Consider the following 22,030-nt stretch of genomic DNA (forward strand, 5'->3'; position numbering starts at 1 on the left):
CTTACGAAAGCCGATGTTGCCTTCAAGGTACGCTTTGACGACGGTGAGTTTGAATTGCTCTGAATACTTGGCCATTTGAACACCCCCATTAGGTCGGATTGGTGTCCAACTTCTTGGGGGCAGTCCAATATTGTGGGAATTTTCTTTTTCGAACGTTTAACAGGTTATTACTGCGCCAACCCGACTTTCAGCAACTTCCCCTCGTCTTCATCCGTCAACAAATACAAGTAACCGTCCGGCCCTTGACGCACATCGCGTATCCGCTGTTTCATGTCTTTCAACAGCCGTTCTTCATGAACGATCTTGTCGCCATCAAATTGCAGCCTGATCAACTCCTCAGTGGCCAGCGCGCCGATGAACAGATTGTGATCCCACGCTTTGAACAGGCTATGGTCATAGAACGCCATACCGCTGATGCCCGGTGATACTTCCCAGACCTGAAACGGTATTTTTGTGCCTTCGACAAACTTGCCTTTGGCTTCAGGAATCGGCTCGCCCGAATAATTGATACCGTGGGTCGCAATCGGCCAGCCGTAATTCTGGCCACGCTCGATGATGTTCAATTCATCGCCGCCCTTGGGCCCATGCTCGTTGGTCCACAACGTCCCGGTCCACGGATTGAGTGCTGCGCCCTGCTGGTTGCGATGGCCGTAGGACCAGATCTCGGGCCGGACGTTTTTCTGCCCGACAAAAGGGTTGTCTTTCGGCACGCTGCCATCCGGGTAGATACGTACGATCTTGCCTTGCAGCTTGTCCAGGTCTTGCGCAGTGGGACGATCGTTGTTCTCGCCCAGCGCGATAAACAGGTAACCGTCGCGATCAAACACCATCCGCGAGCCAAAGTGGTTGCCCACCGAGAGTTTTGGTTGTTGACGGAAGATGACTTCAAAGTCTTCCAGCCTGGTCAGGTCCTTGGATAGACGGCCTCGCCCTGCCGCAGTACCCGCAGTATCTCCCTCGGCGGCGGTTTTGCCACTGCCTTCGGAGTAGGTCAGGTAGACCATGCGGTCCTTGGCGAAGTCCGGGGAAAGCACGACGTCGAGCAGACCACCCTGCTTTCTTGCCCAGACTTGCGGCACACCGGAAAGCGGCTCGGATAATTTGCCATCCGCCGACACGATACGCAGGTTGCCGGAACGCTCCGTCACCAGAATGCCCTGCTTGTCAGGCAGAAATGCCAGTGCCCAGGGGTGATCCAGACCTTCGGCAACCGGTGTGACCGTGACGGTGCCTTGTTCGCTTTTATAGGTTTCCGGGGCGGCGCTTGCCGTCAGCGGCAGGCTCAAAATGGCAGCGGCACACCATGTGGCGATCAGGGTTTTTCTAAGCATGAGCGTTTCCTTATGCATTGAGTCGACGTCCCGCGGTGAAACGGGCTCGCGGGGTTGAACATTCAGTTGGCGCGGCTGGGGTCGGTTGTCGGCGTAGAGGGACGCGGAGCATTCTGGCGCGTGGGGTAACCGTTGCCGATACCACCGTTCTCCAGCGTAGGCCTGCGCACAGGCGGCGCAATATTGGAGCCGGGGGCGCGGGGCGTGATTGATTCGGTGCCCTGACGGCTGTTGGGGTTGGACCGCTTGATCGGGCTGTTATACGGGTTGCTGCTGGCACCATTGTTGAGTGTGCTGTTCGGCAGTGTCTGCGCCTGGACAACACCGATACCGCATGATACGACCAGCACGCCCCCTACAAGATTGCGCAAAAAACTGTTCATCACTACCTCTTGGCAAAGTTGAAACTGCGGGGTAACCGTGAAGACTCAGGCCTTTGACGGCAGCCCAGGCCTCAGGTTCGACCCGACAGTGTCGATGAGCAAGCATAGCGGTGTGAGAGTTTGTAACAAGGATGGTCAGAGCCCATACGGTCAGCCACGCGCGACGCCACGCAGACTCGGCCCTGGTACAAGGCAAAGAAGCGCTGCGCACAGGTCATGCAGTCACACGTTGTGGTTTACGGGCGTATCTACGCCGACTTCGCCGACTTCAAAGGCATGCTGAACGTGAAGACAGTGCCCTGCTCTTGTGTCGAGCACACGTCAAGCGTACCGCCATGCGCCAGGGCTATCTCGCTGGCGATATAGAGCCCCAGGCCTAGCCCGGCTTGCGGCTCGTTGGTGATTGGCCGTGAGTAAGGCAGGAACAACTGCGAACGAACGGTCTCGGGTATCGGCTCGCCCTGATTGGTAACGCTGAGCAGAAACAGATCACCGCGCACGCCCGCCGTCACCTCGACCGGGCTTTGGGGATCACCGTGACTGATCGCGTTGGACACAAGATTGGACAGCAATTGCGCGATCCGCTCGTGGTCGCAGCGAATACGCTCCAGCGCCGTTATATCCGACTTGATCAGCCGGGACGGGTGAACACGGCGTATCTCTGACACAACATGTTCAAGCGTTTCATCCAGCCCGTGTGCATCGTGCATGCTCAGCGGGATGCCATGCCCCATGCGGCCACGGGCAAAGTCGAGCACGTCGTCGACGAGTTGCGAGGCGCGTTTGCCAGACGTGAGGATGTGTTGCACGACTTGCAGGGCCTTTTCATCCAGTGGCCGACGCAGCAGCAATTCGGCACTGGCATTGATGGCAAACAACGGGTTGCGCAGGTCGTGCCCCAGAACGGCGATAAACTGCTCGCGCAGCTCTGCCACCTCACGCTCAGCCACAAGGTCATCACGTACTTGCTGCAGGCTTTCCTCGGCCTCGATCTGCAGTGCCAGAAGACGCGCAAACGACGCCATCATAGCCTCGATGGGTGTACCCGTCAGCTTGGCGGGCTTGGGGTCCAGCGCACAGATCGTGCCGAAAAAGGTGCCATTGGAGAGGAAGATCGGCACCGATATGTAGCTCTGAAAGCTGTATAAACGAGGCGTATGGTGCTCACAAAACAGCGGATCCTCAGCGACATGATCAATCACCACAGCCTTGTGGGAGCTGCGAATCTCGTGGCAGATTGTGCTGCTCAGTTCCAGCTCGCCGCCGGGTTTCAAACCAAAATTCAGCTTGTCCAGAACCGCGCAGGCCGTCCAGGAACTTTCGGTGACACGCGCCACGGCGGCAAAACCCAGACCGGTGGATTCGGTGATGACTTGCAGGATGGCCGGAACCGCGCTGATCCGGCTGATCTTGGCCACATCATTTGAAATGGATTGCCGCATGGAGAACCTGTATCAGCCTTGAGGTAATGGCGCAGCGTTTAGTTTAGGTCTGTAACGATCTTTGTGCACCCGTGAATACGCCACGTTGGCCGAAGAAACCTGGCCGCACGCTCAGTCACGCAGGAGGGCGCGGGAAGGCCACGGTGAACGTCGTACCCTCCTCAGCCGAAGAGCGAACCGTCACCTCACCCAGATGGGCTCGAACGATCTCGCGAACGATGAACAGGCCGAGCCCGACTGTGCGGGTTTCGTCGCTGTCGCTGACCACGCGTACGACGGGTTCGTACAGGTCGTCCACTTTCTCCATAGGTATCGGTTCGCCGACGTTGTGCACCGACAGCTTGATCAGCCAGGTATCGAAGGAAGACGTGATCAAAACCTCGCTGCCGTCCGTGCCATAGTTGATGGCGTTGCTCACCAGATTGCCAAGCATTTGCAGCAGACGATCCGGATCCGCCGAGCACGCACCCTGCCCCTCGCTGCGATGCGTCAGCACCCGGTGGGGGAAAACCTGGCGCAGCTCTTCGACGCCCCGGGCGACAACCGCGTGCAGATCGATAGCCTGAGGTACCACGGCAATACCGCTGCCGACGCGGGCATGGGTAAAATCCAGCAGATCCACAATCATGCGGTCAGCCCGGTCAGTGGAGTGATGAATGTGCCCGAGGATTCGTTCTTGCCGAGACTCCAGTTGCGTGCGCTCCAGCAGCCCGGCCGCCATCTTGATCGCCGCCAGCGGGTTGCGCAGGTCATGGCTGACGATGCCAATCATCTGCTCGGCAAAAATGGCCCGTATTTCCGCCTCGGCATGAGCCAGACGCAGGCGATTGCGTGCCGAGGTAAGTTCTGTCTGAACAGCCATCTGTTGCTGCAACAGCTCTTCGGCGATCTTGCGCGCAGCAAGCAGTTCGCGTTCGTACTTGTTGCGCTCCTCGGCCATGAACACGGCCACTTCATGCACAACCCCGGTCGGATGCTCGCGGCGCACGGCATTGAGCATCATGGGGATGGCGCGGCCATCGGCATGAATCAATTCGACCTTGACCTCGGCAATTGACCCCTGAGTCTGCAACAGCGGTGCCCAGTGGGTTTGCAGGAAGACTTTGCCTGCCAGACTCAGCAGGTCCTGAAAACGGCGCCCCAGAACAGCTTCACGCCCAAGGCCCAGCCAACGGCAGAACGTCAGATTGGCACGCTCGATGGTGCCATTGGGCAAGGTAACCAACAGGCCGCAGGCCGCATGTTCGTACAGGTCTTCTGTCACTGGCAGACTCACCTGCTCAATCATCATGTGCAGCACTCTCGTAAGACGCCAGGAACTGATTCATGGCGATGATGCATTCCTGCGGCGCGCTCATGTGTGGGTAATGCCCAACATTGTCGATCATGTGCAAGGTGCTGTCGGCAATGACACGGTGCAGGTACTCGCCAACCTGTACCGGCACCACCAGATCGTCACTGCTTTGCATGATCAGCGTCTTGCTTTTGAGCTTCGCGACATCGGCACGATGGTCACAAAGGAAGGTCACGCGGGCAAACTGCCTGGCGATCTCGGCGTTGGTACGGCAGAAGCTGCTGGCGAGTTCTTCACCCAGTTCAGGCCGGTCAGAGGCCCCCATGAGTGTCGGTGCCATGGTGCTGGACCAGCCCAGGTAATTGCTTTCCAGCGTCTCAAGCAACGAGTCGACATCGGCGCGAGTGAAGCCGCCCACGTAATCACCGTCGTTGAGGTAATGGGGCGATGGACCCATCATGATATGGCCGGCGAACCGGCCGGGCGACTGAAGCTCGGCAAGCACCGCAATCATGCAACTGACCGAATGACCGACATGCACAACCGGGCCGTTCCCGGCGAACTCGTCGACCAGCTCCAGCAAGTCGCTTGCATAGCCCTTGAGCGACGCATATTTGTGCGGGTACCAGGCCGATAAGTCAGAATCTCCACTGCCTACAAGGTCGAACAGTACAACCTTGAAGCGTTCGGCGAAATGCGGAGCCATGAAGCGCCACATGTGCTGATCGCAGCCGAATCCATGAGCAAAAATCAGAGTGGTCGGTCCGTCGCCCACGATATTGACGTTATTGCGCTGTTGGACCGACATATCGGGCTCCGAAAATAACCAGGCAACCGGCCTGTTGTGCATACCGTAATGATGATGAGAGGAGATTATCACCGTTAAAGGCACACTAGTGGCACAAACAGCACTTTAAGTCTGGAGCGGAAGAAGATTGTTGATCGATGATCTGGATCGGGCCATTGAGGCCTGAGCGTCGGTTACGCGCGCTGCCTCGCCAGGCTGAGGATGTGTGACGCAGAAACGTCACCACAGGCATGCCAACGCAGAGCATTGGCACGGCAGGCAAGTATCGCGATGACTATTGTGTCAATTGCGCTGGTCCAGGCCCGTTCTCGGACTCGTTACCTGGAGGTTTCACCCCCCTTACTCGCCGATATCTTCGTTCCACAACTCAGGCTTGCTGGCGATGAAGCCCTGCATCATGTGCTTGCACTCTTGGTTATCAAGCACCTCGATCTGCACGCCACGCGAGCGTAGGAGTTCTTCCTCGCCCATGAACGACTGGTTCTCGCCGACGATCACCTTGCGAATGCCGTAAAGCAGGATCGCTCCGCTGCACATCGCACAAGGAGACAGCGTGGTATAGAGCACCGCATCACGGTACACGCGGGCCGGTTGGCGACCGGCGTTTTCGAGGGCATCCATTTCGCCGTGCCTGGTTGCACTGCCCTCTTGCAGACGGCGGTTATGCCCCCGACCAATGATCTTGCCCTCGTGAACAATGACCGAACCGATGGGGATTCCACCTTCCTTCAGCCCTAGTTGTGCCTCATCGATTGCAGCCTGCATGAATGCGTCCATGGTTTTGCCTCATATCATCGAATGGATGTCAGCGTTGCAGTGCTGCCTGAGCGTTGCCCAGCGCACGACTTACGAATTGTCCCAGCAGCTCCGAGGACCGGGCTTTCATGTCGGCGCTGACCTGGGTGTTTCTGGCTCTGAATCTGCTCACCAGGGAAGGCGAGTTCTGGCCCTGATTGAGCGAGCGCAATTCCTCGGCCGTAAATGAATGGGCATAGGCCGCTGCCAGATTGCGGTCCCATTGCGATTGATACTCAGGTTGCAGGCGCTGCAACTCTTTTTGCACCAGTTCCTGAGCTTCGGTCTTGCCAATTGCCTGCACGATACCGGCAAACGTCGCCGTGCGCGAGGCGACCCGATAACCCAGCCAGGCCAGACCTTCGCCCAGATTTCGCTGTTCCACCAACGCCAGCGCCATGTCATCCGCTTCTTCAGCGTTGACCGGCTGCATCGCGTCCAGGCACAGGCAAGCCATGAGTGCCAGACAGGTCTGCCACGCACCTCGCGAGCCCTGGGTGTGATCAGTCATGGCTCCTCCTGAGCATGAATTGACTGAGCCCTGAACTTAACAGCTCGGCAGGGCTTTACCACCCGGCACGTCGTATACCGGCCATTGATGACGTTATCAGCTATGCCCCGTCCATGATCCTTGCAGCGCAACGGTCAAAGACTGTGACTGACTTTGGCGGCAACATCGGCCGGCAACCAGGCTTTCCAGACCTCGGGGTGCTGCTTGAGGAACCTGGCAGCGGCCACGCTGGGGTCCTCATGTTTGTCATTCATTTCACCCAATGTCCGGTTGAGCAGATCAATCGGAAAATCGACGTTCTTGAAGACACTCACCAGCTCAGAGTATTGCTTGCTGAATTCTGCCGACACACCGATAGACAGCGTCGCTGCCAGCGAGGAGGTGCCACGCGGGTTGGGGTTGCTGGCGTCGGTCAGGGTTTTCCAGGCCTCGGCATCGAAGGCGGGCTCCTCCAGTTTGATCAGCTTGAACTTGCCCAGCAGGGGCGTCGGTGACCAGTAATAGAACAGCACTGGCTTGCCACGGCGGATGGCCGATGCGACTTCGGCGTCCAGCGCTGCGCCCGAGCCGGTGCGAAAGTTGACGAAGCTGTCTGTCAAGCCATAAGCCTTGAGCTTCTGGGTGTTGACGATCTCCGAAGTCCAACCGCTCGGGCTGTTCAGAAAACGGCCCTTGTCGGGCGATTCAGGGTCTTTGAAAACGTCCTTGTAGCGCGCCAGGTCAGCGACAGACTTCAGATCGGGCGCTACAGGTTTGATACCTTTGGCGGCATCGCCCTTGATCACGTACTCAGGCACCCACCAGCCTTCAGTCGCGCCTTTGACGATGTTGCCCAGGCCGAGCACCTTACCGTCAGCTTCAGCCTTGACCCACACGGGGCTGCGTCCGGTCCACTCTTCAGCGATCACCTGAATGTCATTTTTCGCCAGCGCGGTTTCCAGGCTGACGGTACTGCCGGGCAGGGTATCAGTACGGTAGCCATAGCCTTTCTCGACAATGGTACGCAGCACCTCGGTGATCAGGCTGCCACTTTCCCAAGTGAGCGCACCGAACTGGATAGGCGCGTTTTTTTCAGCCGCCCCTGCTGTCTGCCCAAGCAGCCCCAGCGCCAGAAGTGAACAGCCCAACAGTCGTGTTATCGATTTCATGCTCACCTCAAATGGCGCAAAAAAAACGGGTCTGAAACTATCGACAACAGCCCTTGGCGATTAGTTGTGACGGCTTTAGCCTCTGTATGATGCGCAGCCCACGTACCGAGCCCGTCCGCGATGTCTGAAATCCGCTTTTACCCGTTACCCGATGCGTGCCGCCCGCTGTTGGGCAAGTTTTACCGTGAGCACCAGTCGTCAATGCGCGCGGCCGCCAAGGGACAAGCGTGGGTGGCGAAGCAGGCAGAAATCATCGGTGCCTTGTGCCTGACGCCCGTCGCTGAAGGGCATTGGCTGACCGGGCTGTTCGTCGCGCCCTCCATGCGCGGGAGAACAGTGGCGCGAAGCTTGATCGACGCCGCGCTGCAACCGCTGTCCGGGCCGGTGTGGCTGTTCTGCCATCCTGATTTGCTGGGGTTTTACCAGCTCGCCGGGTTTGAGACAGCACAACGTCTGCCACACACCCTTGGCGAGAAATTCATGCGCTACAGCCGCAGCAAACCGCTGATTGCGCTCTGTCGGGAAGCCTGACGGTGTTGCAGAGCGGCCGGACGATCATTCATCGGCATTGGGGTCCATGTCCGGGAACATTACGTCCATGAAACCGAACTTGCTGAAATCGGTAATGCGTGACGGGTAGAGACGACCAATCAGGTGGTCGCATTCATGCTGCACGACCCGCGCATGAAACCCATGGGCAATGCGCTCGATCGGCTGGCCGTCAGGGTCGAAACCTTCATAGCGAATGCTCTGGTAACGATTCACCATACCCCGTAACCCCGGCACCGACAGGCACCCTTCCCAACCTTCTTCCAGGCTCGGGTTCAATGGGGTAATCAGCGGGTTGAGCAGGATGGTCTGAGGGACCGCCTCGGCCTGGGGATAGCGCTCACTGCGCTCGAAACCGAAAATGACCAGTTGCAGATCAATGCCGATCTGCGGTGCGGCAAGGCCCACACCGCCCACGCTGTGCATGGTCTCGAACATGTCGGCAATCAGCGTATTGAGTTCGCTGCTGCCGAACATGTCTGCGGGCACCGGAGGGGCGATGCGCAACAGGCGCTCATCGCCCATTTTCAGGATGCTACGAATCATGGCTGCGTGTTCCTTGCCTAAAAAGCAATCTTGCCACAGAACGCGATCAGATTTCGTCAGCCTTCTGCAGTGGCACCGAGTGATCGCGGCCCAGACCGGAAACGTGCTGTTTGCCTGTTTCGCTGCTTTCCTCGCCCAGCCCGTCACCGGCTTCCTTCTCGCCTGCGTCCTTGCCTTCGGCGGACATATGCTCGATCACCGCATTCATTTCAGCCCCAAGCAACAGCACGGCAGCCGAAATATAGAAGTACAGCAGCAGGACAATGATCGCGCCGATACTGCCGTACATGGCGTTGTAATCGGCAAAGGTCTTGACGTAAAAACCGAAGGCCAGTGAAGCAACGATCCATACCACCACCGCCAGCACCGAGCCTGGGGTAATAAAACGAAACTCCTGTTTAACGTCAGGCATCACGTAATAGATCAGCGCCACCGCAACCATCAGCAGAATGATGATCGCCGGCCAGCGCAGGATGGTCCACAGCGTCACGATGAAGTCTTCCATGCCGATCTGGGCTGCAATCCAGTTCATCACTTGCGGCCCCAGCACCATGAAAGCCGCTGCCGCAAGCAACATGCCGGCAATGCCTACGGTGTACAGGATCGACAGCGGCAGGCGCTTCCAGATAGGCCGCCCTTCGACAACGTCGTACGCAGCGTTCATGGCACTCATCATAAGGCGCACACCCGCCGAGGCGGTCCATAGCGCGATCACGATACCGATGGACAGCAAGCCACCCTTGGACTGCTGCAACTGATCGATGACCGGGTTGACCTGCTCGAGCGCCTGGGGCGGCAAGAGGAATTCCGATTGCAGCCGCAACCAGGAAAAAAAGTCCGGCAGGTGCAGAAAGCCGATCAATGCGATCAGAAACAGCAGAAACGGAAACAGAGAGAACAGCATCTGATAAGCCAGTGCCGAGGCGTAGGTGGACATCTCGTCGTCGAGGAACTCATTGACGGTTCTCACCAGCACTTTGCTGACTTTCAATTTACGCAAATGGGGGAAAATCATGGTGCTTCCTCTCGCTCCCTTACTGGAAAACCTCACATCCTGAAAACCGGTACTTCATGCATGCAGTGTCCCGCATGTGGCGCTGAGATGCGAATACCGATGGCACATTGACTGGACAGGTCGTGAAAGGTTTCAGTCCCGCAGAGCAGAAAGCATAACGGCCATCCATGGATGGCCGTTATCGGTCTTGCCTGATCCGGCATCAAAGCGCCGGGACCACTCGACTCAAGCCTTGTCCACGCCCTTCTTGATCGCGTCCTTGGCTTTGCCTTTGGCTTGCTGGCCTTCGCCTTTCAGCTCTTGCGCCTTGCCTTCAGCCCGCAGTTTGGTGTTGTCGGTAGCCTTGCCAACAGCCTGTTTGACGTTACCAACGGCTTCGTTGGCCATACCTTTGGCTTTATCGCTGGTGCTGCTCATCGTGCATCTCCTGGGTCTGAAGACCGCGCTGGAATCGGATGTCGTACTCGACAAAACGGTTGACCTGCGCCTGTCGCGAAGAGTTTCAACTATTTTCTGGCCCGCTGATGCCGCTCGTCTGCCATTTGCAATGGCGCGCTTTTCGCCCGCCGACGGCGAGTTTGCATCGAAGTTTGTGCGAGAATGCGCGCCACTGTTGTCCGGCAGGGCCGACACGCTGAACAAACCGATTCACAGGAACGTTATGAAACTCGATAAAAAGCTGGCCATTGCACGCAGAAACCAGGACCTGGGCGGCGCGGTGCTCGGCGTCAATAACACGCACTTCGCCGTGCTGGACCCAAAAAGAAACATCTGGTGGTTCGACCTGCCTGTACCGCGCCTGCAAGTGGGTCAGTACGAATGGCTGCACTTACTGCTGCACACACCTGAAACCGACCAGTTACTGCATCTGAAAGTGACCACGGTGTTCATGCGTGATCACATGGAAGGCCTTGAAGTGCGCAATGCAGACAAACGCAAGCCGACCGTCAGCCTGGAGTTGAGCGCCGATAAGGATTCATTCCTCAAGGACATGCGCCCCAAGGGCAGCAACCTGGGTTTTGCCGCCTTCTTGCAAAAATAACTGCACCAGTAGCCGCAGTCGTCACGTTCCCGCACGGCTCGGGATGAAAGTTGCCAATCGGCAGCCTCATCCCGGCCTGCCGTTTCACGTAAACCTACGCACCGCCAGATACCCCGCAGTCCCGGCCAATGCCGATACCACTGTGCCCCAAGCAAGGTCCACCAGCGCCAGTTGCGCAGGCCAGCCCTGCAAGGTGGCCCAGTTGGTCAGGTCGTAAGTGCCGTAGGCAACCAGCCCCAGCAGGCCACTGAACAAGGTCGCACGGCTCAGTCGCTGCTCTCTGACCGCGGGCATTACGCCGAAAACCACAACGCCTGCCCCGTAGAGCAGATAGAACGCTATCGCAGGCCCTGCCACGGGCGTGGCAAGCATCAGCGGCCCGAGCCATTCACGGTAGGTCGGCCCCATGAGCACACCCAGCCACAACCCGTCGAGGATCAGAAACGCCAGTAACGTGCCGAGGTAAGCCGTGAGTATTCTTTTCATGGGACATCCTTGATGAGATTCCGGGCCCGGACGATGTATCAGACCAGGTCGATACGGTCAGCGTGAATAACGATCTGCCCCTGTTTGTACAACGCACCGATGGCTTTCTTGAAGTTGCCTTTGCTGACACCGAACAGACCGCTGATGACCTGCGGATCGCTCTTGTCGCTGACTGGCAACGTGCCGTTGTTCTCGCGAAGCTTCGAGAGGATTTTCGAATTCAGACTGCTCGCTGCTTCTGCGCCCACCGGCTGCAGACTCAGGCTGATATTGCCGTCGGCACGGATTTCCTTGATGTAGCCCTTTTCCTGCTTGCCGGCGCGCATGAACTTGAACACTTCGTTCTTGTGAATCAAGCCCCAGTGCTTGTTGTTGATAATCGCCTTGAAACCCATATCGGTCGCTTCGGCGACCAGCAGGTCAACTTCCTGGCCGACGCTGTAATTGGCAGGGGTTTTGTCCAGATAACGATCCAGGCGCGCGGTGGCGGTGATACGCCGCGTGTGCTTGTCGAGGTATACGTGAACCACGCAGTATTCCCCGGCCTGCAAGGTACGCTTCTCTTCGGAGTACGGCAGCAACAGATCCTTGGGCAGGCCCCAGTCGAGGAACACGCCGATGCTGTTGACTTCAACCACCTTGAGGCTGGCGAACTCACCGACCTGCACTTTGGGTTTTTCAGTGGTGGCGATCAGCTTGTCTTCGCTGTCCAGATAGATGAACACATTGAGCCAGTCTTCATCTTCAGTAGGAATATCCTTGGGGATGTACCGATTGGGCAGAAGGATTTCACCATCCTGCGCACCGTCCAGATACAGACCGAAGTTCGTGTGCTTGACGATTTGCAAGCTGTTGTAGCGCCCGATTAAAGCCATTTCCAGATACCCTCATTGCGTGGGCGGCATTCTACCCGACTTTACGACCGGGTTCGCGCCGCGTGGCCGAAGGTGCCGACATGGCCTCCACTCGTCAGTTTCCCCGATCGGAATGGTTTGACACGCTCGGGCAGCACAAAGGCTACCAGCCAGAAACTTGTCTTTTAAAACAGAGCGTTAGATTTAAATCGAGCAGAGTCCAGGCAGCTCCGCCAAACGGCCGACCTCGGGCGAGTGCCATATTTGCCAAGCAATAATCAAGCGTTTCCTGTACTCTGGCTGGCCGTATTACGTTTATGAAGGTAAATGGCAGCCATGCGTATCAAAGCATCCCACTCGAAAGCCAAACCCGCTCCAGCCGTTGAAACGAGCGATTCGATCAACGCGCAGATTGCAGCTTTCCTGAAGTCCGGCGGTGAAATCCAGCAAATTGCCAAAGGCGTGAGTGGCCAGACCTTCGCACCTTCCAAGCAGATCAATCTCGGTAAAAAGTAAAACCGCACCCTGCCTGTCGATCTCTATGCGCCTTGACGCTCAAGGCGCTAGATTGACGATCCTTCGCTGGATATTCTTCCGGTCACGCTGCTACTCTCTCCTCTGATATCACTATGACCACGAGCTGGATCACGCTCTGGACGTTATCTCCTTTGTGGAATGCTCGAATGAAGAACTGGATGCTTTTCGGCGCACTTGTCTATCTTGGCGGCTGCGCATCGCACCACTGCGAAAACGGTCCCAATGACAGCCAGCTCACCGACAGCCCATGCCGGGCGGGGCATCTGCTTTATCAGAACGACATGCTCCAGGCCAAGTTGCTGATCAGCGAAGACGACCGCGAAAACTACGAACTGGCCGAAGCCATGTTGCGCCGTGCCGCACTTGACGACGCATCAGGCGAAGCCGAGTTCTATCAGGCCGTACTGTTGATCCGCCAGCAGGCCGATCAAAAACAGATTATCGAGCTGCTGCAGACTGCGGCAAAACACAAGCATCCACTGGCCATCGCCCTGCTCTCGCAACAGCTGAGCGTCAGCGACCCGAAGCTTGCTGAACGTTACCAGGCCGAGTACTCCCAACTGGACGTCGCCAAAAGCGGCTACCCGTCGTTTCAACAGGCTTTGGTAGTGATTCGCCGCCTGGTCATCCCCTCGGCGCGCACCACTGCGGCTAACTGACACACAACAGATCGACGAACGGTGCGCCCGGAGCACATTTCAACGGTATGCTTGCGAGGCTCTAGCTCGCGGCTTGTGTCGGCTCCTGAGCCATTTTTGATACGCCATCCCTGACCACACTCCTCGCAGATCAAGGAGTGAGCCATGCTCAGCCATCGCTTACATGTGCTGTCTTTCAGCGCCATGCTTGTCTGTCAGTCCGTCTCTGCCCAGGTTCTGGAGCGGGACCTGGGCGACTTCGACCTGAAACTGGCAACTACGCCCACGCGCAGCATGGCGCAAGGCCTGGTGACGCCCAGCGGCGGCTCGGGTTCTTTTCATGGCGGGCTGGACCTGACCCACGAGAGTGGCTTCTACTTCGGCCAGTGGGCACCAAACATGGGTTTTGCTTCCGATTCCGGGATGGAACTCGACTCCTACATGGGCTTCAAGAAACCCTTCGATAATACCCTGGGCTACGAACTGGGGATGATTCGTTACAGTTATCCCGATACCAGCCAGATCGACAGTCACGAGTTCTACGCCGGACTGCGGATGCAGAACAGCCGCATCGGTGCAGCATTCAGTAACGATGTCGGCACACGCGACAGCACGGTATTTGTCGACCTGGGAGCTATCGAGCAACTGGGTGTGGGCGTGCGCATGCAGTACGCCAATCATCAGTTTGATACCCCGCAGTCTTCCGCCGACGGCGGGTTGATCAACGGTTTCAACGACTGGTCGCTGAACCTGTCACGCCCCTGGCTGGGCATTGACATGAACCTCATCTACAGCGGCTCAAGCCTGAGCGGCGGCGATTGCAGTGTCTACAGCGGCCACAACGCGCGCTGTGAAGGTACGTTTACGCTCAAAGCGGTGCGCTCGTTCTTTTAAAGGCTCAAACCGGTTGAACTGCCAGACGCTACACTCCTCTACTGCACGTCAGTACGCCAAGGAGTTGTCATGCAGTCTTTATTCAAAGCCCTCATCACCCTGTTGATGACCGTTGCGCTGCTTGCAGGATGCAATCAGGTTGGATTGGCGTATCGCAATCTCGACGTCATCATCCCGTGGACGCTCAGCGACTACCTGGATATGAACTCGGAACAGAAAAGCTGGCTGGATGTGCGTCTCAAGCAACACTTGAGCTGGCACTGCAGTACCCAGTTGCCGGAGTATCTGACCTGGCTGGACAAGCTTGAAGATATGGTCAAAACCGACCAGGTGACGTACGAAGGGCTGGAGGCCCGCACTCGCGAAGCCAAAGAGGCGATAGCGAAAATATCGAAGGAAATTACGCCGTCTGCTGTGGAATTGCTCTCGCGCTTTGATGACAAGCAAGTGCAGGAGATGCAGGAGTCTTTCGCCAAGGATCAGCGCAAACGTGAAAACAAATACCTTGAGCAACCACTGGAACGCCAGGTTGCCGAGCGCGCCGACCGCATGCAAAAACGCCTGACGCCGTGGATCGGCAAACTCAATCAGGCGCAGAAGGATCGAATTCAGGCCTGGTCCGCCTCGCTTGGCGAGCAAAACAAGGCGTGGATTGAAAACCGTACTCGCTGGCAGAACCTGTTTCTGGCTACAGTGCAACAACGTCAGGCAAGCGATTTTGCACAGCGCATCGCCGCACTGTTGCAAGATCGTGAGACCTTCTGGACGCCGGAATACCGCAAGGCCTATGACCAGACCGAAAAGGCAGCGATATCGCTGATTGTCGACGTTACCGCCATGAGCACACCGGAACAGCGTGCAAAACTGCTGAGCCGCATCGCCGACATGCGCAAGGACTTCACTGACCTGGATTGCCTGAAGTCACAGCAGTGATCCGATAGCACTCCCACCATCACGCCCAGGCCCTCCCGCTATCGTGCCCATGCTCTGCGCCCAGACATGCGTGCGCGGTGCAGCGCAAAATCGTGACGCGGAGCGTCACCCTCGGCACTCCCAAGCGGGAGCGTGCGGAACGATGGCCATCTCACCACAACTATCGTGCGACGCTCCGCGTCGCATGCCGTTCGGGACGCTCTGCGTCCGGTGTTGAATCGGCACGCAGAGCATCTCGGAGATCAGGCAATCTGTGGCTTTTTAGCGATGGTGTCGAAGAGCGCGGGGTCAAGCGGGTCGCCTGCCTGCTCATTCAGTACCTGACGAGGGTGATCATTTCCCGGAATGCTGCTATCTATCAAAGACAGAAGGCTTGCGCCGCGCTTCGTCAGCACGTAGCTCGAGCCATCACCGCCCTCCTCGCCAGGACGAGGTTCGATGTAACCGCGATTAAGCAGTGTCTCAAACTCAGTGGCTGTCGATTTGGCGCCGTCGTTCTGCACTTCGTGCAACAAACGCTCGATAAGGTCCCAGTTGTAAGTCATTTTTCTAAACCTCCGTCCAGCATGGATTGATCGCCCATGACCTCCAGCCACAGGCATACGACTCAGAAAATGTGACCTGCGGGGTTTGTCGCGGTTCAGAGAAGCTGCCGGAAGGTATAACGGGGGTTGTCTGCACGGGTCAGACTGAGGAGAAGCTGACCGCTCCCGCCCGCGCGGGAGCGATCATGGCAATCACTCGGCAGCAGGGGCCGGTGTGCTGCGTTTTTTCAGCGGAGCCATGCCGTCCTGACTGACCAGATCGGACTTGGGACGGTTGACCGTCTTGCGCTTGGTCGGCCCCTTGGCTGCTGCTTTTTTCTTGTCGCCCTTGGCGTCGGTCTTTTTCTTCTTCACGCCTACAGCCTTGCCGGAAGCCTTGACCTTCTTCGGCCCGCCGTAGGTGCCTTTGACTTCCTTGATGACACGACGCTCAAAGCTCTGCTTGAGGTAGCGCTCGACGCTCGACATCAGGTTCCAGTCGCCATGACAGATCAGCGAGATGGCCAGACCATCGCTGCCCGCACGGCCGGTACGACCGACGCGGTGGACGTAATCGTCACCGCTGCGCGGCATGTCGAAGTTGATCACCATGTCCAGACCTTCAACATCAAGACCGCGAGCCGCCACATCAGTCGCGACCATGATCTTGGCACCGCCCTGCTTCAGACGGTCGATGGCCGCCTTGCGGTCCTTCTGGTCCTTGTCGCCGTGCAGCACGAATGCCTTGTATTCCAGTGCAACCAGACGGCCGTACAAACGGTCGGCCATCGCCTTGGTGTTGGTGAAAATGATGGCTTTCTGGTAGGTCTCATTGGCCAGCAGCCAGTTCAGCACCTGCTCTTTGTGCACGTTGTGGTCGGCGGTGATGATCTGGTGGCGTGTGCCGGAAGCCAGCTCACTAACGCTGTTCACTTGCAGATGCTGCGGATCCTTAAGCACCTTGCCGATCATTTCGCGCAGGCCGGCACCACCGGTGGTTGCGGAGAACAGCATGGTCTGCTCGCGACCGGCACATTCGCCAGCCAGACGCTCGACATCTTCAGAGAAGCCCATGTCCAGCATACGGTCGGCTTCGTCCAGCACCAGCACTTCAACATGCTTGAGGTCGAGGTTGCCAGCGTTCAGCTGCTCCAGCAAACGACCCGGCGTGCCGATCAGAATGTCCGGAACCTTGCGCAGCATGGCGGCCTGAACCTTGAAGTCCTCGCCACCGGTGATCAGGCCGGCCTTGACGAAGGTGAACTGCGAGAAGCGCTCGACTTCCTTGAGGGTCTGCTGAGCCAGCTCGCGGGTAGGAAGCAGGATTACCGCACGGATATCGACACGAACCTTGGCCGGGCCGATCAGGCGGTTGAGGATCGGCAGCACAAATGCCGCGGTCTTGCCGCTACCGGTTTGCGCTGTCACCCGCAGGTCACGCCCCTGAAGTGCGAGCGGAATGGCGGCCGCCTGCACAGGCGTAGGCTCGACAAATTTAAGCTCGGCCACAGCTTTAAGCAGGCGTTCGTGCAGGGCGAATTCGGAAAACACGGGTGCTACCTCGACGAAAAACAAAAATACAGCTGCATAGCGTAACGGTTTCGAGCGCCGGGGCCGAGTTTCTTTATCACCAAAGGTCGATTTTGTTTATCAATTGCCCGGTGAGGCACCGCCGCAAGCAGCACAATCGAACCGCTGAAGGTGATCAACAAGCACTCCTCAGTACACCGGCAGCACAATATCCACCACCAACCCACCGCCCGGCCGGTTGCGCGCTGCAATCTGGCCACCGTGCATTTCAACGGCACGCAGTGCGATGGCCAGGCCCAGACCGAAGCCTTGCGCAGTATTGTCCGGGCCACGCTCGAAGGGCTGAAAAATACGTTGCAGGCAATCGGCATCCACGCCCGGCCCCTGATCAATGACATTGACCGTCAAGCCAGGCGGCTGCGCCTGAACATTGGCGACCACCACCACATCAGTGCCCACCGCCGTGTGGCGAACCGCGTTGCGGATCACGTTTTCGAATGCCCGGTAAAGCAATTCGCTGTCGACCTGTGCCACAAAAGGTTCGGGGGCCTGCAGCCTGACCCGACACTGTTTCAGGCCAGCCTCGAACCCGGCGTCTTCGACGATGGCGGCCAGCAGGCTGATGACATCGACCGTTTCTCGCTCCAGGCTTTCAGCATCGCTCTGCATACGCGCCAGGGTCAGCAGTTCCTCGATGAGTGCGTCCATCCGTTCCGACTCGCGTTCGACCCGCTCAAGCATGTCCAACTGCGTCGGCGTCTGACGCAGCAACCCGATAGCGGCGCTCATGCGGGTCAGCGGTGAACGAAGCTCATGGGAAATGTCATGCAACAGTTGCTGCTGAGAGTCGGCCATGACTTTGAGCTGATTGGCCATACGGTCGCAGTCCTCGGCCAGATCGACGATTTCATCGCGCCGTCGGCCCATGTCGGGTTTCACCCTTGTGTCGAAACGACCTCTGGCGACCTTGCCCATCGCCTCACGCAACTTAATCAGCGGTGCCACCAGATAGGCACTGAGGAACCAGCTAAACAGCGCACTCATGATGGTGCCAGTGATCAGCGGGTTAAGGTGGGAAGGCCGGTCTTCGTGGTTGGGGCGCTGGGTGGCCCTGATGTTTACAACTGCGCCCTTCCGCGTGCGCACGGCCAGTTCGAAACGGGGGTTATCTACCGACTTGCCCGCCAGCAACCGACCCCTGTCATCGTACAGCCCGACCCGGTCCTGCCCGTCAGGCTGCCAGGCATCGAGCAACGCCTGCCCTGCGGGAATGCCCGACTGTTGAAGCATGCGCACTTCGTTGTCGAACACGGTGCTGAACGAGGGATCGCCCGGTCCCGACCGGGACAGCATGAACAAGCCCGCACCAACCATGAAGGTCATGCTGGTCGCCAGCCAGAACGCCAGAAACAGCTTCCAGAACAACCGGCTCGGCCTCATGGCGTAATCAACAGGTAGCCCAGATTGCGTACGCTCTGTATCCAGCTCTGGTTATCGTTGCGCGGCCCGAGTTTGTGGCGAATGCTGCTGATATGCACATCGATGCTGCGGTCATAGCGGGCCAGCGGCCGCCCCAGTGCGTTCATTGACAGGTTCTGCTTGCTGACCAGTTGCCCGGCATGACGCGCCAGTTCCTCCAGCAGGCAGAATTCGTTGCCGGTCAGCTCAAGCGTTACGCCCTGCCAGCGTGCTTCACGTTTGCCCGGCCAGAGGGTCAGTTCACCGGTTTGAATCACCTCCCTGACCGTCTCGACCACCGGCACCGCCCTCACCCTGCGCATGATCGCCCGCAGACGCGCCACCAGTTCGCCCGGTGAACTGGGCTTGGGCACGTAGTCGTCAGCGCCCAGTTCCAGCCCGGAAATACGGTCGATATTGTCGCCACGGGCCGTCAGCAGAATCACCGGCACCTGGCTTTGCGCACGGATGCGCCGAAGCACTTCGATCCCGGACATGCGCGGCATCATGATGTCGAGCACAACAATGTCGTGACGACCGGACAGCGCCTCGATCTCCCCTTCTTCCGCACTGTTGGTGCAGGTCACAGTGAAGCTTTCACGGGTCAGGTACTGACTGAGCATTTCAGTCAGTTCCCGATCATCGTCGACAAGCAATACGCGAGTCATGGCAGGCCCTTGATTGGTGGTTGCCGATTATCCCGGCGGCGCTGCGGCGTGTCAGCCAGGCCTGATGATCTTTACCTAACCTTACACCGCGTTAACCGTCCCCAACATGCCCTCCCCCTATGCTGCGCAGCCAACAGCGCCCGCCGGACCGGCCCTTTCTGGCGTGTCATCGGCAGCGCTCAAATGCCTTTGTCGCAGCTTTCTGGAAAGGGTTTGATGATTTCTTCGCGTCTGCTTATCTCGTTCTGCCTGTTAATCAGCGTCCCGCTGGCACACGCCGACACTTTTTCCATCTCGGACATCCGCGTCAACGGCCTGCAACGCGTGTCTGCCGGCAGCGTATTCGCCGCGCTGCCGCTCAATGTCGGCGATCAGGCCGATGAACAGCGTCTGGCCGACGCGTCGCGCTCACTGTTCAAAACCGGTTTCTTTCAAGACATCAACGTTGCCCGCGACGGTAATGTGCTGGTGATCAATGTCGTCGAACGCCCCTCTATCGCCAGTATCGAGATTGTCGGCAACAAGGCAATCAGCACGGAAGACCTGATGAAGGGGCTGAAGCAGTCGGGCCTCAGTGAAGGTGAAATCTTCCAGCGCGCCACCCTGGAAGGCGTGCGCAATGAACTGCAACGTCAATACGTTGCTCAAGGCCGCTACAGTGCCTCGGTCGATACAGAAGCGTTACCTGCACCGCGTAACCGCATCGCGCTGAGAATCACCATCGATGAAGGCACCGTGGCGTCCATCCAGCACATCAACGTGGTCGGCAACACGGTGTTTTCAGATGAGGAACTGGCCGACCAGTTTCAGCTCAAGACCAGTAACTGGCTGTCGTTTTTCAAAAACGATGACAAGTACGCCCGCGAAAAACTCTCCGGCGACCTGGAACGACTGCGTTCGTGGTATCTGGACCGCGGCTACATCAACATGGACATCAACTCGACGCAGGTATCACTGACGCCTGACAAGAAAGGCGTGTTCATTACCGTCAATATCACCGAAGGCGACCGGTACACCGTGGGCAGCGTCAAGCTGGGCGGTGACCTGAAAGTGCCGCAGGATCAGCTTGAACAACTGATTTTGGTCAAACCGGGCCAGGTGTTTTCACGCAAGGTCATGACCGATACCACCAACTTGATCACCCGCCGCCTGGGCAATGACGGGTATACCTTCGCAAACGTCAACGGTGTGCCAAAAGCCAATGATGCCGACCATACCGTAGACATCAGCTTCATGGTCGACCCCGGCAAACGTGCCTACGCCAACCGCATCAACTTTCGTGGCAATACCAAGACCGCCGATGAGGTGCTGCGCCGCGAGATGCGCCAGATGGAAGGCGGCTGGGCGTCGACCTACCTGATCGACCAGTCGAAGGTGCGCCTGGAGCGTCTGGGTTTCTTCAAGGAAGTCAACGTCGAAACGCCTGCTGTGCCGGGCACCGACGACCAGGTGGACATCAACTACACCGTCGAAGAACAGGCCTCGGGCAACATCACCGCCAGCGTGGGCTTTTCGCAAAGCGCCGGGCTGATACTCGGCGGCTCCATCTCACAGAACAACATCCTCGGCACCGGCAACTTCGCCAGCCTCGGCATGACCCGCTCCGAGTACCAGACCAAGTACAACTTCGCGTTCACCAACCCGTACTTCACGCCTGATGGGGTGAGCCTGGGCTACAACGTTTTCTACAACGCGACCGACTACAGCAAGTATTACGATGACAGCGACGAGGTCTCCTACTATTCGCTCAACAGCGTGGGCGCAGGGGTCAACCTCGGCTATCCGATCAGCGAGACATCACGTCTGACCTATGGGCTGTCTATCCAGCGTGACACCCTCGACGCCGGCAGCTACAGCGCTGACGAGATCTACGACTTCATCGAGCGTGAGGGTGATGCGTTCACCAACCTCAAGGCCAGCATCGGCTGGTCGGAATCGACCCTCAACAAAGGCGTGCTGGCCACTCGCGGTCATTCACAAAGCCTGACCCTGACCAGCACCGTGCCGGGCAGTGACCTGCAATTCTACAAACTCGACTACAACGGCCAGACCTTCCTGCCGCTCAGCGACGCCACCTCGCTGCGCCTGCACACCAAACTGGGCTACGGCAATGGTTACGGCGACACCGATGGCCTGCCGTTCTACGAAAACTATACGGCGGGCGGCCAGGCGACGGTGCGCGGCTTCAAGGACGGCACGCTGGGACCACGCAATACCCCCGCCACCGGCACCTACGCCAGTCAGGGGCAGATCTACTATTCCGACCGCGACACCGAAGCCCTGGGCGGCAACATCCTGATCACCGGCGGCATGGAATACCTGTTCCCGATGCCTTTCGTCAAAGATCAGAAATCCCTGCGCACCTCGCTGTTCTGGGACTTCGGCACGGTTTACGCCGACAAGTGCTACCTGACCACCACGCAGAACTGCGGCAACATCAATATCGACCAGATGGCCAGTTCGGTCGGCGTCGGCGTGACCTGGTACTCGCCGCTCGGCCCCCTGAGCTTCGACCTTGCCGTGCCAATCAAAAAACCTGAAGACGCCGAGACCCAAGTGTTTCAGTTCTCGCTCGGCCAGACCTTCTGACCTTTTTAACCGTGAATCAGACGGTCTTTACCCAGCATTACCTGGCCCGGACCGC

The 22,030-nt window shown here is 58.1% G+C and carries 24 protein-coding genes; 7 read left to right on the top strand and 17 right to left on the bottom strand.

Annotated features, from left to right (window positions below; all coding sequences use genetic code 11):
* Positions 1 to 167: 167 nt before the first annotated feature.
* The 8 genes from RGM3321_RS00800 to RGM3321_RS00835 form a co-directional block, all read right to left on the bottom strand.
* Complete coding sequence (locus tag RGM3321_RS00800; RefSeq protein ID WP_244391155.1) at positions 168 to 1,331, bottom strand: PQQ-dependent sugar dehydrogenase; 1,164 nt, start codon at positions 1,329 to 1,331, stop codon at positions 168 to 170.
* 62 nt (positions 1,332 to 1,393) lie between these two features.
* Positions 1,394 to 1,714, bottom strand: coding sequence for a hypothetical protein (locus tag RGM3321_RS00805; RefSeq protein ID WP_244391156.1), 321 nt, complete (start codon positions 1,712 to 1,714; stop codon positions 1,394 to 1,396).
* 248 nt (positions 1,715 to 1,962) lie between these two features.
* A complete protein-coding gene (locus tag RGM3321_RS00810) occupies positions 1,963 to 3,156 on the bottom strand; it encodes a GAF domain-containing sensor histidine kinase (RefSeq protein WP_244391157.1) in 1,194 nt (397 codons plus the stop codon).
* Between the two features lie 115 nt (positions 3,157 to 3,271).
* Positions 3,272 to 4,447: a PAS domain-containing sensor histidine kinase gene (locus RGM3321_RS00815; RefSeq protein WP_244391158.1), complete on the bottom strand. Its 1,176-nt coding sequence runs from the start codon at positions 4,445 to 4,447 to the stop codon at positions 3,272 to 3,274.
* Complete coding sequence (locus RGM3321_RS00820) at positions 4,437 to 5,258, bottom strand: alpha/beta hydrolase (protein ID WP_244391159.1); 822 nt, start codon at positions 5,256 to 5,258, stop codon at positions 4,437 to 4,439. Before RGM3321_RS00820 ends, RGM3321_RS00815 begins: the two co-directional genes overlap by 11 nt.
* A 339-nt stretch (positions 5,259 to 5,597) precedes the next feature.
* Positions 5,598 to 6,035 carry a nucleoside deaminase gene (locus RGM3321_RS00825; protein ID WP_244391160.1) on the bottom strand — a complete coding sequence of 146 codons (438 nt, stop codon included), beginning with the start codon at positions 6,033 to 6,035 and terminating at the stop codon, positions 5,598 to 5,600.
* A 28-nt stretch (positions 6,036 to 6,063) separates the two neighbouring features.
* Entirely contained in the window at positions 6,064 to 6,564 is a 501-nt protein-coding gene (locus RGM3321_RS00830; protein WP_244391161.1) for a hypothetical protein, read from the bottom strand.
* A gap of 134 nt (positions 6,565 to 6,698) precedes the next feature.
* Positions 6,699 to 7,712 (bottom strand): ABC transporter substrate-binding protein, encoded by a 1,014-nt coding sequence (locus RGM3321_RS00835; RefSeq protein ID WP_244391162.1) that lies wholly within the window; start codon positions 7,710 to 7,712, stop codon positions 6,699 to 6,701.
* A 120-nt stretch (positions 7,713 to 7,832) separates the two neighbouring features.
* Between RGM3321_RS00835 and RGM3321_RS00840 the strand changes: the two genes are divergently transcribed.
* Entirely contained in the window at positions 7,833 to 8,243 is a 411-nt protein-coding gene (locus RGM3321_RS00840; RefSeq protein ID WP_244391163.1) for a GNAT family N-acetyltransferase, read from the top strand.
* Between the two features lie 24 nt (positions 8,244 to 8,267).
* Here the strand turns inward: RGM3321_RS00840 and def are convergent, their stop codons facing one another.
* From def to RGM3321_RS00855, 3 genes are all read right to left on the bottom strand, one after another.
* Positions 8,268 to 8,807 (bottom strand): peptide deformylase, encoded by a 540-nt coding sequence (def, locus tag RGM3321_RS00845; protein ID WP_244391164.1) that lies wholly within the window; start codon positions 8,805 to 8,807, stop codon positions 8,268 to 8,270.
* Positions 8,808 to 8,853: 46 nt separating this feature from the next.
* Positions 8,854 to 9,822: a YihY/virulence factor BrkB family protein gene (locus RGM3321_RS00850; protein ID WP_244391165.1), complete on the bottom strand. Its 969-nt coding sequence runs from the start codon at positions 9,820 to 9,822 to the stop codon at positions 8,854 to 8,856.
* Positions 9,823 to 10,047: 225 nt separating this feature from the next.
* Positions 10,048 to 10,239: a CsbD family protein gene (locus RGM3321_RS00855; RefSeq protein WP_002554399.1), complete on the bottom strand. Its 192-nt coding sequence runs from the start codon at positions 10,237 to 10,239 to the stop codon at positions 10,048 to 10,050.
* A 244-nt stretch (positions 10,240 to 10,483) separates the two neighbouring features.
* Here RGM3321_RS00855 and RGM3321_RS00860 point away from each other — a divergent pair, with 244 nt between their 5' ends.
* Positions 10,484 to 10,864 carry a hypothetical protein gene (locus tag RGM3321_RS00860; protein ID WP_002554400.1) on the top strand — a complete coding sequence of 127 codons (381 nt, stop codon included), beginning with the start codon at positions 10,484 to 10,486 and terminating at the stop codon, positions 10,862 to 10,864.
* Positions 10,865 to 10,948: 84 nt separating this feature from the next.
* Here RGM3321_RS00860 and RGM3321_RS00865 read toward each other — a convergent pair whose 3' ends face one another.
* Together RGM3321_RS00865 and RGM3321_RS00870 are read right to left on the bottom strand one after the other, a co-directional pair.
* Positions 10,949 to 11,350 carry a DUF2177 family protein gene (locus tag RGM3321_RS00865; protein ID WP_058400129.1) on the bottom strand — a complete coding sequence of 134 codons (402 nt, stop codon included), beginning with the start codon at positions 11,348 to 11,350 and terminating at the stop codon, positions 10,949 to 10,951.
* 38 nt (positions 11,351 to 11,388) lie between these two features.
* The gene (locus tag RGM3321_RS00870) at positions 11,389 to 12,225 is read right to left on the bottom strand and encodes a S1-like domain-containing RNA-binding protein (RefSeq protein WP_230016658.1); all 837 of its coding nucleotides are present in this window, start codon (positions 12,223 to 12,225) and stop codon (positions 11,389 to 11,391) included.
* Positions 12,226 to 12,531: 306 nt separating this feature from the next.
* On the opposite strand from RGM3321_RS00870, the gene RGM3321_RS00875 reads away from it, so the two are divergent.
* From RGM3321_RS00875 to RGM3321_RS00890, 4 genes are all read left to right on the top strand, one after another.
* Positions 12,532 to 12,720 (top strand): hypothetical protein, encoded by a 189-nt coding sequence (locus RGM3321_RS00875; protein ID WP_002554403.1) that lies wholly within the window; start codon positions 12,532 to 12,534, stop codon positions 12,718 to 12,720.
* Between the two features lie 167 nt (positions 12,721 to 12,887).
* Positions 12,888 to 13,400 (top strand): hypothetical protein, encoded by a 513-nt coding sequence (locus tag RGM3321_RS00880; RefSeq protein WP_244391166.1) that lies wholly within the window; start codon positions 12,888 to 12,890, stop codon positions 13,398 to 13,400.
* Between the two features lie 144 nt (positions 13,401 to 13,544).
* A complete protein-coding gene (locus RGM3321_RS00885) occupies positions 13,545 to 14,273 on the top strand; it encodes a TorF family putative porin (protein ID WP_244391167.1) in 729 nt (242 codons plus the stop codon).
* A gap of 69 nt (positions 14,274 to 14,342) precedes the next feature.
* Positions 14,343 to 15,206 carry a DUF6279 family lipoprotein gene (locus tag RGM3321_RS00890; protein ID WP_244391168.1) on the top strand — a complete coding sequence of 288 codons (864 nt, stop codon included), beginning with the start codon at positions 14,343 to 14,345 and terminating at the stop codon, positions 15,204 to 15,206.
* 242 nt (positions 15,207 to 15,448) lie between these two features.
* Here the strand turns inward: RGM3321_RS00890 and RGM3321_RS00895 are convergent, their stop codons facing one another.
* The 4 genes from RGM3321_RS00895 to RGM3321_RS00910 all read right to left on the bottom strand — a co-directional run bounded on the left by RGM3321_RS00895 (position 15,449) and on the right by RGM3321_RS00910 (position 19,386).
* A complete protein-coding gene (locus RGM3321_RS00895) occupies positions 15,449 to 15,751 on the bottom strand; it encodes a hypothetical protein (protein WP_244391169.1) in 303 nt (100 codons plus the stop codon).
* 192 nt (positions 15,752 to 15,943) lie between these two features.
* Positions 15,944 to 17,281, bottom strand: a complete 1,338-nt coding sequence (locus tag RGM3321_RS00900; protein WP_054987649.1) for a DEAD/DEAH box helicase — start codon at positions 17,279 to 17,281, stop codon at positions 15,944 to 15,946.
* Positions 17,282 to 17,449: 168 nt separating this feature from the next.
* Complete coding sequence (locus RGM3321_RS00905) at positions 17,450 to 18,685, bottom strand: HAMP domain-containing sensor histidine kinase (protein WP_244391184.1); 1,236 nt, start codon at positions 18,683 to 18,685, stop codon at positions 17,450 to 17,452.
* A gap of 11 nt (positions 18,686 to 18,696) precedes the next feature.
* A complete protein-coding gene (locus RGM3321_RS00910) occupies positions 18,697 to 19,386 on the bottom strand; it encodes a response regulator transcription factor (protein ID WP_244391170.1) in 690 nt (229 codons plus the stop codon).
* Positions 19,387 to 19,602: 216 nt separating this feature from the next.
* Here RGM3321_RS00910 and bamA point away from each other — a divergent pair, with 216 nt between their 5' ends.
* Entirely contained in the window at positions 19,603 to 21,975 is a 2,373-nt protein-coding gene (gene bamA, locus RGM3321_RS00915) for an outer membrane protein assembly factor BamA (RefSeq protein ID WP_244391171.1), read from the top strand.
* The last annotated feature ends 55 nt before the right edge of the window (positions 21,976 to 22,030 follow it).

The sequence above is a fragment of the Pseudomonas sp. RGM 3321 genome (assembly GCF_022836805.1).
In the GTDB taxonomy this organism is placed as follows: Bacteria; Pseudomonadota; Gammaproteobacteria; order Pseudomonadales; family Pseudomonadaceae; genus Aquipseudomonas.